This window comes from Rossellomorea vietnamensis NBRC 101237 (genome assembly GCF_001591825.1).
In the GTDB taxonomy this organism is placed as follows: Bacteria; Bacillota; Bacilli; order Bacillales; family Bacillaceae_B; genus Rossellomorea; species Rossellomorea vietnamensis.
The window spans coordinates 1-15,897 of sequence record NZ_BCVQ01000034.1; the positions used below are offsets into that span (position 1 = coordinate 1).

Sequence of the window (15,897 nt, forward strand, 5' to 3'; positions counted from 1 at the left end):
ACCGCCAGCCCCGCGGAAAGCGAGCACCTGGAGTGGAAATCAACCAACACCATGCTTATAAAAAAAAAAAAAACGACAAGCCACAGAGACTTGTCGTTTGTGATGTATTTAGTTCACGTGAAGGAATTTTGAGATGGCTTCTTCTTTTAATAGGTTTCCTACGTAGAAGGCACCGAATTCACCGAAGCGGGCGCTTACTTCATCAAAACGCATTTCGTATACAAGCTTTTTGAACTGAAGCACATCATCGGCGAACAGAGTGACACCCCATTCGTAATCATCGAAACCAACAGAACCCGTAATGATCTGTTTCACTTTGCCTGCGTATTGGCGGCCGATCATTCCATGACTTCTCATCATGTCACGACGCTCTTCCATCGGCAGCATGTACCAGTTATCATTCCCCTGGCGACGCTTGTCCATCGGATAGAAGCAGACATGCTTCGCTTTCGGAAGGATCGGGTAAATGCGTTCCTGTACGTACGGATTCTCGTAAGGGTCGCCTTCTGAAGGCATGTAGTTACCAAGTTCCACTACAGAAACATATGAGAATGTCGGGATGGTGAACTCAGCGATTTTCAGCTTGTTGAATTCATTTTCCAGCTCATTTAATTCTTCCATTGTCGGACGAAGGATCATCAGCATGAAGTCTGCTTTCTGCCCAACAATCGTGTAAAGGGCGTGGCTTCCTTCTTTTGCATCCTGAGTGCTGTTCAATCGATCTAAGAAACGGTGGAATTCTGAAATCGCCGAGGCTCTCTCTTCACCCGGAAGCATCTTCCATGAAGTCCAGTCCATTGCGCGAAAATCATGCAGGGAATACCAACCATCTAATGTTTGTGCCGGTTCTGCCAACGTAATCACTCCTTAAAGTACTTTTTCCAACTTTACTATATCATAGTTTCACCTTAGAGTAAGAATACAAAACCCAATGTCGCTAAAATGGCACAAATAGCGGATAGACGGTGGATTTCTGGAACACACTATCCTCGTAGATTGTCATACAGGCTTAGGCTATTCCCGGATTGGGTAAAAATTATTAGAAAACAAAGACTTTTATGTTGAAACCGGTATCATTACTCCTTTTCCTTGAATTCCTCAATGAGAAGAGTATTCTAAGATTGGATATGTATAAATCAAGGAGGTTCCTCTATTGAGCAACTTATTTACAACATTAAAAGATAAAGTAAAAGGCAAAGAGTTAAAGATCGTTTTCCCTGAGGGGACGGACGAACGCATTCTGACAGCAGCATCCCGTTTGTCTGCTGACGGCATCCTGACACCGATCGTAGTCGGAAACGTGGATGAAGTGAACGCCAAAGCGGATCAGCTGGGTGTGAAGCTTGACGGCTGTGACGTCGTCGACCCGGCGTCATTTGCTGGCATGGACGAGCTTGTGAAAGCATTTGTGGAACGTCGCAAAGGTAAAGCTACTGAAGAAGATGCGAAGAAGATCTTACTAGACGGCAACTACTTCGGTACGATGCTGGTTTACACCGGCCAGGCTCATGGACTTGTAAGCGGCGCAGCCCACTCAACAGCTGATACGGTTCGCCCGGCCCTGCAGATCATCAAAACAAAAGAAGGCGTCCGTAAGACATCCGGTGTCTTCATCATGGTACGTGAAGACGAGAAGTATGTATTCGCTGACTGTGCGATCAATATCACACCTGACAGCCAGGATCTAGCTGAAATCGCCATCGAAAGTGCGAAGACGGCTGACATGTTCGACATCGATCCACGCGTTGCGATGCTGAGCTTCTCGACAAAAGGATCGGCTAAGTCACCTGAAACGGAAAAAGTGGTAGAAGCCGTATCTCTTGCTAAAGAAAAAGCACCGGAACTGACTGTCGACGGTGAATTCCAATTTGACGCTGCCTTCGTTCCATCCGTAGCGGAAAAGAAAGCACCGGGTGCAGACATCCAAGGGAATGCCAACGTATTCGTATTCCCAAGTCTTGAAGCAGGAAACATCGGGTACAAAATCGCTCAACGTTTAGGAAACTTCGAAGCAGTAGGCCCGATCCTTCAAGGACTGAATGCCCCTGTGAACGACCTTTCACGTGGCTGTAACGAAGAAGATGTGTATAAGCTTGCATTGATTACGGCAGCTCAGGCGCTGTAAGGGAATCGATGTATCGGGAAACCGGATCCTTTAGGGGGTTCGGTTTTTTTTTTTGCGGTGGTTGCCTGTTAAATAACGCCATTTTTTTGACAGGCAAAAAATGAGGGGAATTCACCTGTCAAACGAGCCTCAAGTTTTAACAGACAATCCGATAAAGATTGTCCAACCCCTTTTTCAGAAACCCCACCATTATGTGATATAATGAGCTCGCATGTTGTAAGTGAAGGAGAAGCGTTATGGATAAGGAAAAAGCATATGCACTGCTTCGTCAAGAGCGATGGAGAGTGATTGATCAATCAAGTTTGGGACCGATGTTCGGGGCCCTGCAGTCGTTTGCCATGGACGATACATTGTGCACGGTGATCGGAGCAGGTCAGTCTGATCCGACGGCACGCTCATGGGTCCATCATCAAACGGTTGTATTAGGTATTCAAGATACAAAGCTGCCGTTTCTTTCGGATGCTTTAAAGGTGCTGGAAGAGGAAGGCTACCGATATATTGTACGAAATTCCGGGGGCCTTGCGGTCGTGTTGGATGAAGGGGTATTGAATCTCTCATTGGTTTTCCCGGATTCTGAAAAAGGCATCGACATTAACCGTGGCTACGACGCTATGTGGCTTTTGGTAAAGGATATGTTCAAGGAATTTGATGTGGAGATCGAAGCGAAGGAGATCACACAGTCTTACTGTCCCGGCAGTTATGATCTCAGCATCAACGATCAGAAGTTCGCAGGGATCTCCCAGCGGAGGATCCGGAACGGGGTAGCCGTTCAGGTGTATCTTTGCGTCAGTGGAAGCGGTTCTGAGCGGGCGAGGCTGATTCAGCGTTTTTATGAGACCGGACTGAAGGGGGGAACGTCGAAGTTCACGTTCCCGACGATTGCCCCTGAGGTGATGGCTTCTTTATCTGAGCTCTTAGGAGTCGAATTATCGATTCAGGACGTGATGCTCCGCTTCCTGCAGTCGTTGAAAGGATTCAGCGGCGAATTTTACAGCAGCGCCCTCCAGGGGGAAGAGTATGGGGTGTACGAGATGTATTATCAACGGGTCGTGGATCGGAATGAGAAGGTGCTGGGATAAGGAAGAGAGCCGGACTTCTATATGGAATAGGGTCCGGCTTTTTATATTCCCACATTCCCGCCCCACCAAAAAACCAGCACGCCCACAGGCGCACTGGTTGGGAATACCATTATTCAGCTACTTTTTCGAGATTTCCGTTTCGATCCATCTTGAAACGGGGTGCTTTCGATTCGTCTTCATCGAATACGACAAGCTTTCTTGCACGGTTCATGATTTGCATGAGTGTTTCGTAGTCTTCCTGCATCGTGACGGAGTTGTTTTCAAGGGCTTTGACTTTCTTTTCAAGCTCCGCGTTCTCTTTGCGGAGGTCGGAAATCTCCTGCTTCAATCTCTGATTCTCAATTTTTACATAATCGGAGTTCATATTGGTTTGGGCCAGGTTCTGGAGGTACGCGATCACCTTTTCAAGTGTGACTTCCCCTTTTAGTCCCGAAGGCTTTACGACGTGGTTGGCAGCAGGTGCCTGTTGCGCCACGTAAGCGTGTTCCTCACTTGCTTCCACTTTAAAGTCCTGTGCTGCTTCTTCGGTTTCTTTCCCCAGTTGCTCCGTTTCCGGTACGTAGTTCTCATACTCGGCAAATTCCATTTCTTCTTCCGCTTCAGACATTGATAGAGACATAGCGTCTAAATCTTCGAAGGAAGGTGTCGGTGGCTGGTATAATAGCTTTTTTTTGCCGCCCTGGTCTTTCCCGAGGATGCGGTGGCGCTGTTTGCGTTGTTTCTTTGCTAGTGAAAGAGCTTTCTCGTACTGGTGGCGCACGACGGCGTTCCAGCGGAATCCACATGCGGCGGATGTGCGGTTCAGTTTGTCCCCGACTTCCTCGAAGGCATTCAGTTGTGTACTGCCTTCACGCACATGACGTAAAACCGTTTCGGCCAATAATAAATCATTTTCTTCCGTCCAGGCATCCTGTCTTGTTTTCATCATCATTTTCATCTCAACTCCCAAAGTTTTCTTAAAGTATTCGTTGATAAAAGGATGGACCATTTCTCAGGTTTTTATACGAATATGTTAAAATTATTTTCTGTCTGCTAGTTTCGTTGTATCAGTGATGAACGCATGTGAGATGGAAACGATGTTCACTTGCAAAACATGACTGAAAACTGTATTCTATAACTCGATGTTTACGACGTATAAAGTCCATTTCAATAGATAGAAAGGGTTGTTGACAGATGGCAAACGAATTCCGTGTTTGCGATGATTGTCAGGCCGTTAACCTAAAGACCTTGATTCCAAAATTAAAGGAGATCGATCCGGACGCACCGATTGACATTGCGTGCCAATCCTATTGTGGTCCAGGACGCAAAAAGACATTCGCTTTCGTGAATAATCGTCCTGTAGCGGCGTTGACTGAAGAAGAATTGATGGAAAAAGTGATCAAGAAAATAAAGAAATAAAGGGAAACTTCCAATGAGGGAGTTTTTTCTTTTCTTCTGATAAAAATAAATAAAGGTTTGCGCCTCTTTGGAAAAGGAAACTACATAAGGGGTAGAGAAATAATAGGAGAGATTTTTTGTCAAGAGTCCAAATTTTTTTGAAGGATTTGGAACGCTTGCGGTGGAACAATCAAAGGACAAATACCTATTTTTTTCGACAAAATTCGAGATGAATGCGATGGAGCAAGTCGCTATAATAGAAATATGCTAGTTTAGGAAGAGGGTAGAAGATGGAGTATGCCAAGCAGAAATTACATGAAGAAAAAGTATTTAAAGACCCTGTTCATCGCTATGTTCATGTAAGGGATCGCGTGATCTGGGATTTGATTGGGACAAAAGAGTTCCAGCGACTCCGCAGAATCAGACAGCTCGGAACCACCTACTTGACCTTTCACGGAGCGGAACACAGCCGGTTCAACCATTCCCTTGGCGTGTATGAGATCATCCGCCGCATCGTGGATGATGTCTTCGTCGGAAGACCGGAGTGGAATCAGGATGAGCGCCTGCTGTCATTGTGCGCTGCGTTACTGCATGATCTTGGGCACGGGCCGTTTTCCCATTCCTTTGAAAAGGTGTTTCACCTCGATCATGAGCATTTTACCCAAGCCATCATCTTAGGGGATACCGAGGTGAATGCGGTTCTCGGTAAAGTAGCTCCGGATTTTCCGAAGCATGTAGCAGAAGTGATCGCGAAGACGTACAGCAATAAGCTGGTCGTCAGCCTCATTTCAAGCCAGATTGATGCCGATCGCATGGATTATCTGCAGCGTGACGCCTATTTTACAGGGGTGAGCTACGGGCATTTCGATATGGAGCGGATCCTACGCGTGATGAGACCCCGTGAAGATCAGGTCGTGATCAAGCAGAGTGGGATGCATGCAGTCGAAGATTACATCATGAGCCGCTATCAGATGTACTGGCAGGTATATTTCCATCCGGTGACGAGAAGTGCCGAAGTGATCCTGACGAAGATTTTACATAGGGCGAAGGAGCTTCATGAAGAGTTCTATTCCTTTAAGCAAAGCCCGATCCACTTTTATTCCCTGTTTGAGGGGGAAGTGGCCCTTGAGGATTATTTAAAGCTCGATGAAGCGGTCATCATGTATTATTTTCAGATCTGGCAGGAAGAAGAAGACCCGATTTTAAGGGACCTGTGCGAGCGGTTCATGAACCGGAACTTATTCAAGTACGTGGAGTTCGATCCTGCGAAGGAATACAAAAAGCACAGTGAACTGGAAGCCCTCTTTAAAAAGGCGGGAATCGATCCCGATTATTACTTGGTGGTGGACTCATCTTCAGACCTTCCATACGATTTCTACAGGCCGGGCGAGGAAGAGGAACGGCTCCCGATCCATCTGTTGATGAAGAATGAGGAGCTGCGCGAATTATCCAGGCAGTCGGATATCGTCGATTCCATCTCCGGAAAGCGCCGGACCGATCATAAATTATACTATCCAGTGGATTTACTATATGACGAATCAACAAAGAAGAATATTAAGCGCCAGATCCGAAAGATTCTGGAGCTGTAGACGAGGACCTGACAAATGCAATACTAGGAGTAGGAGATGACGTACATTGTTGAAAGATCATGCAAAACTGATGAGTGCCTTCTTAGCCTCGGGTGAAGTGGTGGGAAGGAAGAAGCTTCAGAAGATGATATTCATCGCCAAGAAGCTTGAATTCCCGTTTCAGGAAAAATTTCAATTTCATTTTTATGGTCCGTATTCGGAAGAATTGACGCTTCGGGTGGAGGAGCTATGCAATATGGGGTTCATCTCCGAGGTGAAAGAGAAAAAGGGCGGCTACTATCAATACCGCTATACGGTCACGAAAGAAGGGGAGGACTTCCTGGAGATCTACGAAAAGGATATGCCTTGCCTGAAGGATTGCCTTACGGATATGAACGTTCAATCAGCACGCTTTTTGGAGCTGGTTTCGACCGTCTTATATTTTGATAACCTTTCAAAAGAAGAAGTCGTGGAAAAAGTGTTCACACTTAAGAGCAAGCAGAAATATACAGAAGAAGAAATTGACGAAGCCTTCGCTTACATCGAAGGACTAAAAACGAAAAAAATCGTTCAGTAGAGAACGTTCTTATAGGATATAAAGGGGGATCACTCGACAAGAGTGATTCCCCTTTATATCGCTACGATTTAGGTGATTGATCCATTTTTTCAATGATTCGATCAAGCTTTTCTTCAACCTGTTTGTCTTGCTCCCGCTGCTGGATCCTTTTGTTTCGAAGACCTTTTGCCACCATAAAAGCGACAAAGACAATGGCTAGTAGAAAAGCCATCATGAACAATTGTAAAAACACATCGCCAATCGTCATGTCCATTCATTTCACCCTTTCCGTCGAGTGTATGGTATATCGTATTCGTCAGATGCAAATGTTGCCCGTGTGGAATTCCGGATTTGAAAAAAGTCGGAATCATAAGACAAGCCCGCTGAAAGGAATGCCTTCGCAGCGGGCTTGTCTTATGACTTGCTTTTATTGGTCACTGAGTCTTTTGCCGCCGACGGCATAGTGCCCTTTCGTCATTTCTTCAATGAAGACGACGATTTTTTCTTCAGGGGCACCGGTGGTCTCGCTGACGGCTTCGGTCACTTTTTCGACGAGGGCACGCTTCTGTTCTTCTGAACGGCCTTCGAGCATTTTTACGGTGATATAAGGCATAATGATTCGCTCCTTGCTTTCGGATTTGGTACAATCTGTGGTAGGCTCTTACTCTATAAATGTAATGGCTGGGGAATGAGAGAGCAAGTTTGATATGATATGTCATGAATGCAGGAATTTTTCTGTATACTATGGAATAAGAAAGTAAAACATTTTTTAAAGGAGTACATACTTTGGATACCATTAGCTCACTTTTTGAGTCGATTTCCGTCTTTCGGTTGGAAGAGCTTCCGTTTGTCGTGATCGCCCTCGTCATGGCCTTTACGGTTCATGAGTTCGCCCACGCCTATGTGGCATACAAGTTCGGGGATACGACGGCGAAAGATCAGGGAAGACTCACATTGAATCCGATTCAACATCTGGACCCGTTTGGGACCATTTTAATATTATTTGTGGGATTTGGCTGGGCGCGGCCCGTGCCTGTCATGAGATCCCGTTTTAAGAATCCGCGTTTGGCAGGTGTGCTGGTATCCGTGGCCGGCCCATTGAGTAACTTCCTGCTTGCCTTTATTGCATTCGGGATCTTTTACTTTTTTGTAGGGGTGACGGGTGGCGTCGGTGTGCCGCCGTTTGTCATTGATCTCCTGCAGATGATCGTTTACTTGAACGTATTGCTGTTTGTCTTCAACTTACTGCCGTTCCCTCCACTGGATGGGTACCGGATCATCGAGGACTTGTCACCGAATCATGTCAGGGCCAAACTGACCCAATATGAGCAATATGGCGTTCTATTATTTTTGATCATCGTCATCACGCCTCTGGACGAATATACGATCTGGCCGTTACTACAGGGTGGCATGACGGCGACCAATCAGGCATTCAGTGCGATATTCACGACGATTTTTTCAATCTTTAGCTAGGGAGTGACGTTTCATGGAAAAGAAAAAAAACATTGGATTCAATATCATCAAAAGTGACCCCACTGACGGTCATGGCGGTTACGGGGTAGGATCATTAAGCCTTGATAATGTTTCGCCTGTCATGATTGATGTCGAAGAAGGGGAAGCGACGATTGAAATCGGAGCCATGCACGCAAGGAGCCCGATCGAAAAAGGGATCAAATTCACGAATAACCGTGAGGACTCTTCAGGCGGTAAGCCGTACTGGCTCATCTGGGTGACCATCGACCGGATGGAAGACGGCCCGTACTATGCAGGGGTGACGGCTTGTGAGCTCATCGTGAACCGCGAGAAGCGCAGGGGCTATAAGTCCATGCCGGAACATGTGAACAATATGGATAAGTCCATCAAGCGGAAGATCGTCCTTGACCAACTGGACGACAAATCCAAAGGCATTCTTACGGACTTTTTGAAGAATCATGATGAAGGCATGTGGGAACGCTCAAAGGATGAATTAAAGGAAGCCCTCAAAATAAAATAAATCGATTTGTGAACAAACTGTGACAGTTCTTTGAATATGTCGTTCACATCTTGCTCTATGGAGAGAAAAAAAGTACACTTAAATCACAGTTTGCACATAAACTAGGACATGAAAAACCCCGGGTTCGCACAAGCCCGGGGTTTTTTATTGTACCGAAAAGCGGAGGCGACAAGCATAAGGCGAGCCAACCGGAAAGGCGCCCTTTGCCTTTTGGTTGGCTTGACTTATGACCTCGAGCCTCTAGCCGCCGGAGCTGGACATCTCGAAAACCCCATTTCCAGCTATATAACAATAAAAACTAAAAGATCCAATCCTTCACTTTCTCATACCAAGGCTTCTTCCCTTTTTCTGGTGCCTTTTCTTTCGGTGCTTCTTTTTCACCCAAGTGTTCATGGCAGTATTCGGTCGGTTCGGTGCCTTTTACAAAGTAGGTGAAGCGCTGGACGGGACAGTCTTCTGTGGCGAGCAGTCCATTATGAGGGTTTACGGCCACGCCGACGACGCCCTTGGTCGGTTTGAAGTTTTTGACGGGTTCATCCTTCAATGCTTCTTCCATGAAGTGGACCCAGATTTTCTTGGCATAGTATTTATCGTCGACCAGGGAGACCTCTTTTCCTTTGTCGTATCCGGTCCACACTCCTGCTGTTAATTGAGGGGAGTAGCCGATCATCCAGTTGTCTGTGTTGGTCGTCCCGGATTTCCCTGCGTAGGGACGGGTCGCGTCTCTCTTGATCTGGATCCCCGTTACCGTCGAGTAATCATTGAGCTTAGGGTCGAATATCCCGGTGAGCATATGGGTCATGACGTATGTGAGATCCGGGTCGAGCACCTGCTCTTTTTTCGATTCGCTTTCATAGATGACCTTCCCCGACCAGTCTTCCACTTTTGTAATGAAAACGGGCTTCACTTTATAGCCGCCGTTGGCAAAGATGCTGTAGGCGTTGACCATATCGATGACCCGTGCCCCTGATGTACCGAGTGCCGAGGAAGGGTATTTTTTCACCTTTGTCGTCAATCCGAACTTCTCTTTTGCCGTTTTCGTCAAGGTGTCCTGACCGATGAAGAGATGGGTCTTCACGGCGTACACGTTATCAGATAGAGCGATGGCCTGGGCCAGGGTGATATCACCATCTGCATATTTGTTGTTGTAATTATGAGGGGTGTACTTTTTTCCATCATCGAATGTGAAGGACGTCATTTCGCTCTTCATCGTCGTGGATGGCGTAAACCCCTGTTTTAAAGCAGAGTAGTAGAGTAGCGGTTTGATCGTTGATCCCGGCTGGCGGATTGCCTGCACGGCACGGTTAAACGGACTCTCTTCATAATCCCGTCCCCCGACTAAAGCTGTGACATAACCATTTTTCGGATTCATGGACACAAATCCCAATTGGATTTCCGATTCATCGGGGATCTGTTCCTTCACGACTTTCTCGGCCACCTTTTGATGATCGGGGTTGAGTGTCGTATAGACTTTCAAGCCGCCCATCTCGATGGTACGTTCCTCGATCCCAAGGTCCGAGCGGAGGATGCTTTTCACCATATCTTGAAAATAGGGGGCGGTTTCCGCCTTTTGATGGGCGTGCTCCCCTGTGATGCGGATGGGTGCTGCTTTGGAAACACCCTCTTGCTCCTTTGTTATAAAGCCGTCCCCGGTCATGGACTGAAGAATGAGCTCCTGGCGCTTCTTGGCATTTTCAGGGTGAGTAACGGGTGAATAATAGGACGGTGCTTTCGGAATCCCGGCGAGCATGGCGGCTTCTGCGACGGTCAATTGATTGGCATCCTTGCCGAAGTAATATTGACTCGCTGCCTGGACACCGTATGCGCCGTGGCCGTAGTAGATGGTATTTAGATAGCCTTCTAGAATGTCCTTCTTGGAGTAGTTCATTTCGATCCTGATCGTGTAGAGGGCTTCTGAGATCTTTCTCTTCCATGTTTTATCATGAGAAAGAAATAGATTGCGAGCATACTGCTGTGAAATGGTGCTGGCCCCCTGCACCTTTGACATCGCTTTGAGGTCGGCAAGGGCTGCCCCTGCCATCCGCTTCAGGTCAAACCCGTAATGCTGGTAGAAGCTTTTGTCTTCAATGGAGATCGTCGCTTCAATGAGGGCCGGGGAAATTTCCTTCAGACCCACCCAGTAGCGCTTCTCGCCGGTATTTGTTTCTCCTATGACCGAACCATCCTCACCATAGATCAAAGTGGATTGGGGGACGGCAAGGGGTGGCGGTCCCTGAACCTTGGCATAAATCAAAACCCCCATGATCCCCACCAAAAAGAGGACCAAGCCCGCGAGAGCCCCGACCACTGCAAATCTCGAATATTTCTTTGTCTTCTCCATTCGAGCCATCACTTCCATACCTCTCCCTACTTTCCCTGCACAGGCCCGCAGTTTAAGAGGGACGGACCTTGGATTTTTTATATTGGTCATCTCGTTTATACTGATTACTGTGTAGTATCAGTATGAAAAGTTTTACGAGATTTTAAACGTCAAAGGTTTAGAAAAAATTTCACTTGAAATTTTGCTAGATTCCACTATACTTTTCCTCATGTTTGTATTTATCATGATAGGGAAGGATAAAAATGACGTCCGATGCGGATGTTTTTATAAATAGGAGATAAGCCCGTTATGTCAGGGTTTCGCTTCACTTTGTCCTAAAGATGAACGTGTGAAGGATCAAACTAGTGGTATATGATTTTGACAGAAACAGCAATAAACCATTAAAACAAGAAGGGAAGTTGAAACAATGAGTGGACTTTGGTACACAGAGAAACAAACAGAAAACTTCGGGATCACGATGAAAATCAAGAAGACTTTACATACAGAGCAAACGGATTTTCAATATCTTGAAATGGCTGAAACAGAAGAATGGGGCAATATGCTGTTCCTTGACGGCATGGTCATGACGAGCCAGAAGGATGAGTTCGTCTATCATGAAATGGTTGCACATGTTCCTTTATTTACGCACCCGAACCCTGAGAACGTATTGGTTGTGGGCGGAGGAGACGGAGGCGTCATCCGTGAAGTGTTGAAGCACCCAAGCGTGAAAAAGGCCGTTCTTGTTGAAATCGACGGAAAAGTGATCGAGTACTCCAAGAAATATCTTCCGGAGATTGCGGGAGAACTGGAAAACGAGCGCGTGGACGTACAAGTCGACGACGGCTTCATGCACATCGCGAAGAGTGAGAACGAATATGACGTGATCATGGTCGATTCCACTGAGCCAGTCGGTCCGGCTGTTAACTTATTCACAAAAGGATTCTACGCAGGGATCTCGAAAGCATTGAAAGAAGACGGAATCTTCGTTGCTCAATGTGATAACCCTTGGTTCAAAGCAGACCTTATCCGTCAGGTACAAAGCGACGTGAAGGAAATCTTCCCGATCACCCGCTTATACACAGCGAATATCCCGACATACCCAAGCGGACTATGGGCATTCACCATCGGTTCCAAAAAGCACGACCCGATCGAAGTACCGGAAGAGCGTTTCCACGACATCGAAACCAAATACTACACACCGGAACTGCACAACGCAGCATTCGCCCTTCCGAAATTCGTAAAAGACCTGACAAAATAAGTTTGAGGGACGGACCTCAAATTTCAAGGTGAAATCCTATATTATCAAGGAGGGACGGACCAAAACCAAGGTCCGTCCCTCTCTAAAAGAGAGGTTGAAGAATATGCATTTTGATGAGGCTTATTCAGGTAATGTGTTTATTAAGAGTCATCCTTCTTATGAGGATAGCCAGGTGGTCCTTTATGGGATGCCGATGGATTGGACAGTGAGCTATCGTCCGGGTTCCCGGTTCGGTCCTGCCCGTATCCGCGAGGTGTCTATCGGGTTGGAAGAGTATAGTGCGTATCTTGACCGGGAGCTTGAAGAAGTGAAATATTATGACGCCGGTGATATCCCACTTCCATTCGGTAACCCGCAGCGAAGCATCGATATGATTGAAGATTATATCGACGGTCTTCTTGGCGATGGGAAGATCCCATTCGGAATGGGTGGCGAGCACCTGGTTTCATGGCCGGTGATGAAAGCCATCGCGAAGAAATACCCGGATCTTGCTATCATCCATATGGACGCTCACACTGATCTGCGTGAAGAGTACGAAGGGGAGCCATTATCCCACTCGACTCCGATCCGCAAGATCGCCGAGCATATCGGACCGAAGAACGTCTATTCATTCGGGATCCGTTCCGGAATGAAAGAAGAGTTCCAATGGGCGAAAGAAAATGGCATGCACATTTCCAAATTTGAAGTGCTCGAGCCGTTGAAGGAAATCCTTCCACAGCTTGCAGGACGCCCTGTGTATGTGACGATCGATATTGACGTCCTAGACCCTGCCCACGCTCCTGGAACTGGAACAGTGGACTGCGGCGGCATCACATCCAAGGAATTACTCGCATCCATCCATGCCATCGCTCACTCTGACGTGAACGTCGTGGGAGCGGATCTTGTGGAAGTGGCGCCCATCTATGATCCATCCGAGCAGACAGCGAATACGGCAAGCAAGCTGATCCGTGAAATGCTTCTTGGCTGGGTAAAATAAACCATCAAAGCCTCTTCTCATCGACAGAAGAGGCTTTTCTTCTGTCGATAATCCGCTTACATCCCTCCAATAAATGAAAACTCACCGTGTTCCATTGCAATTTCCCACAATACTTCTTATACTTAATTAGTTAGAAGGAAGGGACGTCCATTTGAGGGACGGACCCATCACTTGATCGGACCCTAAAAAGAAAAGGATGTGAGTGGTTTGACGGCAAAAGCGGATTCTACCCCTGTCAAAGTTCACTTGAAAACCAAAATCACAATAGGAGAGGAAAGTGACTCTTTTGAATTGGTATCATTTGGTCGATACTATGAAAAAGGAGATGCCTTTTTTCTAAAGTACGATGAAGTACAAGAGGAAGGGACCACTCATACGATCGTCAAAGTCACAGATCGACAGGCCCTCATCCTCAGGAGCGGGGCAGTCAAAATGAGAATGGCCTTCAACGAACTCGAGGAACAGAACGGTTCTTACGAGAGCCAGCTCGGTACCCTCTTATTGACAACGAAAACCAAAACACTTTCACATACACAGAGTGACTCGAAGCTTGAAGGGAATTTCAATCTTTCATACGAGTTAAAGATGCAGGACAGCCCGGTTGGGGATTATGTTATGTCCATTCACTATAAGGAGGAAGCATAGGGATATGAATATCGTCGAAAAAGTACAAGAAAACCTGAAATCCGAAATCAAAGCAGCGGTCCTGAAAGCCGGACTTGCAACAGAGGATCAAATCCCGGATGTCATCCTTGAGATCCCGAAAGAAAAGTCACACGGGGATTATTCAACGAATATGGCCATGCAGCTTGCAAGAGTCGCAAAAAAAGCGCCGCGCATGATCGCAGACGACATCGTCGCTAACTTCGACCAGTCCAAAGCGTCCATTGAAAAAATGGAGATTGCAGGACCTGGATTCATCAATTTCTATATGAACAACGAATACTTAACAGACTTGATTCCGTTGATTCTCGATCAAGATCAGGAATATGGTCAATCAGATGCCGGAAATGGCGAGAGAGTGAACGTCGAGTTCGTATCTGCCAATCCGACAGGGGACCTTCATCTTGGTCATGCACGTGGAGCAGCCGTCGGTGATTCCCTATGTAACGTCCTTGAAAAAGCGGGCTATAACGTAACCCGTGAATACTACATCAATGACGCCGGAAACCAGATCCATAACCTGGCGATCTCCGTTGAAGCACGTTACTTCCAGGCGCTTGGACAAGACAAGGCGATGCCTGAAGACGGATATCACGGTCAGGACATCATCGAAATCGGAAAGAAATTGGCTGAAGAATTCGGCTCGAAATATGCAGAAGTAAGCGATGAAGAACGCTACAGGTTTTTCCGTGAGTACGGCTTGAAGATCGAAATGGCCAAGCTTCAAAAGGACCTTGAAATGTTCCGTGTACCATTCAACGTATGGTACTCCGAGACGTCCCTTTATGAAAATGGGAAAATCGATGCGGCATTGAAGACGCTGCGAGACAACGGTCACGTATACGAAGAGGACGGCGCGACATGGTTCCGCTCGACTGAACTTGGCGATGACAAGAACCGTGTCCTTATCAAGAACGACGGCACATACACATACCTGACGCCGGATATATCGTATCACCAGGATAAATTCGAGCGCGGGCATGATGTGCTGATCAACATCTGGGGAGCGGACCATCACGGATATATCCCGCGTATGAAAGCGGCCATCGAAGCACTCGGCTTTGACCGAGACAAACTGGAAGTGGAAGTCATCCAACTCGTTCACCTCTATAAAGATGGGGAAAAGATGAAGATGAGTAAGCGTACAGGAAAAGCCGTCACGTTACGTGAGCTAGTAGAAGAGGTCGGCCTTGATGCGGTACGTTATTTCTTCGCCATGAGAAGTGCCGATACGCATATGGATTTTGACCTGGACTTAGCTGTATCCCAGTCCAACGAAAACCCTGTCTACTATGCTCAATATGCCCACGCGCGTATTTGCAGCATCCTTCGTCAGGCAGAAGAGCAGGGACTTGCTTCAGAAGACAAGATCGACCTAAAGCTGATCGGTACGGAAAAAGAAGTCGACTTACTGAAAAAGCTGGGTGAATTCCCGCAAATGATCGCGGATGCGGCGGAGAAACGCACGCCTCACCGCATAGCGAATTATATCAACGACCTGGCTTCTGCTTTCCATAGCTTCTACAATGCCAATAAGGTCCTTGATGAAGAAAATCGTGAATTGACGACAGCACGTCTGGCTTTAGTGAAAGTAGTACGTGTCACGTTACAAAACGCTCTTGCCTTGATCGGTGTAGCAGCTCCGGAAAAAATGTAAATAGGCGCATACCTAAGGTCCGTCCCTCATCAGGATGGACCTTTTTTTTCTTATATTTCAGCCGCTTTAACGTATAATAATGAGAGATGGATGAAGGAGGAGAAGGGTATGAAAACGGTCGTATTGGCTATCGTAACCGGATTTTTAGTCGGGTTTATCTTTGCTTTATTTAAGTTACCGATCCCTGCCCCGCCAGCACTGGCAGGAATTGCAGGAATCGTGGGTATTTATCTTGGGTTCAAAGCCTTCATGGCGATCCAGCCCTGGATTGAATCTGTACTTAAATAATATGTACATAAAAAAGATGAACACCCAGGTGTCCATC

17 protein-coding genes are annotated in these 15,897 nt (G+C 46.8%); 12 read left to right on the top strand and 5 right to left on the bottom strand.

Annotation, left to right across the window (positions count from 1 at the left end; genetic code table 11):
• Positions 1-108: 108 nt before the first annotated feature.
• Entirely contained in the window at positions 109-855 is a 747-nt protein-coding gene (gene hemQ / locus BVI01S_RS15665; RefSeq protein ID WP_061810854.1) for a hydrogen peroxide-dependent heme synthase, read from the bottom strand.
• Positions 856-1,153: 298 nt separating this feature from the next.
• Between hemQ and pta the strand changes: the two genes are divergently transcribed.
• Positions 1,154-2,125 (top strand): phosphate acetyltransferase, encoded by a 972-nt coding sequence (gene pta / locus BVI01S_RS15670; protein WP_061810855.1) that lies wholly within the window; start codon positions 1,154-1,156, stop codon positions 2,123-2,125.
• A gap of 236 nt (positions 2,126-2,361) precedes the next feature.
• A complete protein-coding gene (lipL, locus tag BVI01S_RS15675) occupies positions 2,362-3,204 on the top strand; it encodes an octanoyl-[GcvH]:protein N-octanoyltransferase (RefSeq protein WP_061810856.1) in 843 nt (280 codons plus the stop codon).
• A 109-nt stretch (positions 3,205-3,313) separates the two neighbouring features.
• Here lipL and BVI01S_RS15680 read toward each other — a convergent pair whose 3' ends face one another.
• Positions 3,314-4,129: an RsfA family transcriptional regulator gene (locus tag BVI01S_RS15680; protein WP_034765244.1), complete on the bottom strand. Its 816-nt coding sequence runs from the start codon at positions 4,127-4,129 to the stop codon at positions 3,314-3,316.
• A 248-nt stretch (positions 4,130-4,377) separates the two neighbouring features.
• Between BVI01S_RS15680 and BVI01S_RS15685 the strand changes: the two genes are divergently transcribed.
• The 3 genes from BVI01S_RS15685 to BVI01S_RS15695 all read left to right on the top strand — a co-directional run bounded on the left by BVI01S_RS15685 (position 4,378) and on the right by BVI01S_RS15695 (position 6,726).
• Positions 4,378-4,602, top strand: coding sequence for a YuzB family protein (locus tag BVI01S_RS15685; protein WP_034765044.1), 225 nt, complete (start codon positions 4,378-4,380; stop codon positions 4,600-4,602).
• 269 nt (positions 4,603-4,871) lie between these two features.
• Complete coding sequence (locus BVI01S_RS15690; RefSeq protein WP_061810857.1) at positions 4,872-6,170, top strand: HD domain-containing protein; 1,299 nt, start codon at positions 4,872-4,874, stop codon at positions 6,168-6,170.
• A gap of 46 nt (positions 6,171-6,216) precedes the next feature.
• Positions 6,217-6,726: a YwgA family protein gene (locus BVI01S_RS15695; RefSeq protein WP_034765050.1), complete on the top strand. Its 510-nt coding sequence runs from the start codon at positions 6,217-6,219 to the stop codon at positions 6,724-6,726.
• A gap of 61 nt (positions 6,727-6,787) precedes the next feature.
• Here BVI01S_RS15695 and BVI01S_RS15700 read toward each other — a convergent pair whose 3' ends face one another.
• Entirely contained in the window at positions 6,788-6,979 is a 192-nt protein-coding gene (locus BVI01S_RS15700) for a DUF4083 family protein (protein WP_061810858.1), read from the bottom strand.
• Between the two features lie 153 nt (positions 6,980-7,132).
• Positions 7,133-7,318, bottom strand: a complete 186-nt coding sequence (thmT, locus tag BVI01S_RS15705) for a 2-hydroxymuconate tautomerase (protein WP_034765056.1) — start codon at positions 7,316-7,318, stop codon at positions 7,133-7,135.
• A 173-nt stretch (positions 7,319-7,491) separates the two neighbouring features.
• Between thmT and BVI01S_RS15710 the strand changes: the two genes are divergently transcribed.
• Both BVI01S_RS15710 and BVI01S_RS15715 read left to right on the top strand, forming a co-directional pair.
• Complete coding sequence (locus BVI01S_RS15710) at positions 7,492-8,178, top strand: site-2 protease family protein (protein WP_369690892.1); 687 nt, start codon at positions 7,492-7,494, stop codon at positions 8,176-8,178.
• Between the two features lie 13 nt (positions 8,179-8,191).
• Positions 8,192-8,698 (top strand): YwhD family protein, encoded by a 507-nt coding sequence (locus BVI01S_RS15715; RefSeq protein ID WP_034765060.1) that lies wholly within the window; start codon positions 8,192-8,194, stop codon positions 8,696-8,698.
• A 298-nt stretch (positions 8,699-8,996) separates the two neighbouring features.
• On the opposite strand, the gene BVI01S_RS15720 is transcribed toward BVI01S_RS15715, so the two are convergent.
• Positions 8,997-11,057, bottom strand: a complete 2,061-nt coding sequence (locus tag BVI01S_RS15720; protein ID WP_061810859.1) for a transglycosylase domain-containing protein — start codon at positions 11,055-11,057, stop codon at positions 8,997-8,999.
• A 388-nt stretch (positions 11,058-11,445) separates the two neighbouring features.
• Between BVI01S_RS15720 and speE the strand changes: the two genes are divergently transcribed.
• From speE to BVI01S_RS15745, 5 genes are all read left to right on the top strand, one after another.
• Entirely contained in the window at positions 11,446-12,276 is an 831-nt protein-coding gene (gene speE / locus BVI01S_RS15725; RefSeq protein ID WP_034765066.1) for a spermidine synthase, read from the top strand.
• A gap of 103 nt (positions 12,277-12,379) precedes the next feature.
• Positions 12,380-13,252: an agmatinase gene (gene speB, locus BVI01S_RS15730; protein WP_061810860.1), complete on the top strand. Its 873-nt coding sequence runs from the start codon at positions 12,380-12,382 to the stop codon at positions 13,250-13,252.
• 207 nt (positions 13,253-13,459) lie between these two features.
• Complete coding sequence (locus tag BVI01S_RS15735; protein WP_034765071.1) at positions 13,460-13,897, top strand: YwiB family protein; 438 nt, start codon at positions 13,460-13,462, stop codon at positions 13,895-13,897.
• Positions 13,898-13,901: 4 nt separating this feature from the next.
• Positions 13,902-15,572 carry an arginine--tRNA ligase gene (argS, locus tag BVI01S_RS15740; protein WP_061810861.1) on the top strand — a complete coding sequence of 557 codons (1,671 nt, stop codon included), beginning with the start codon at positions 13,902-13,904 and terminating at the stop codon, positions 15,570-15,572.
• 108 nt (positions 15,573-15,680) lie between these two features.
• Positions 15,681-15,860, top strand: coding sequence for a XapX domain-containing protein (locus BVI01S_RS15745; RefSeq protein WP_061810862.1), 180 nt, complete (start codon positions 15,681-15,683; stop codon positions 15,858-15,860).
• Positions 15,861-15,897: the final 37 nt, after the last annotated feature.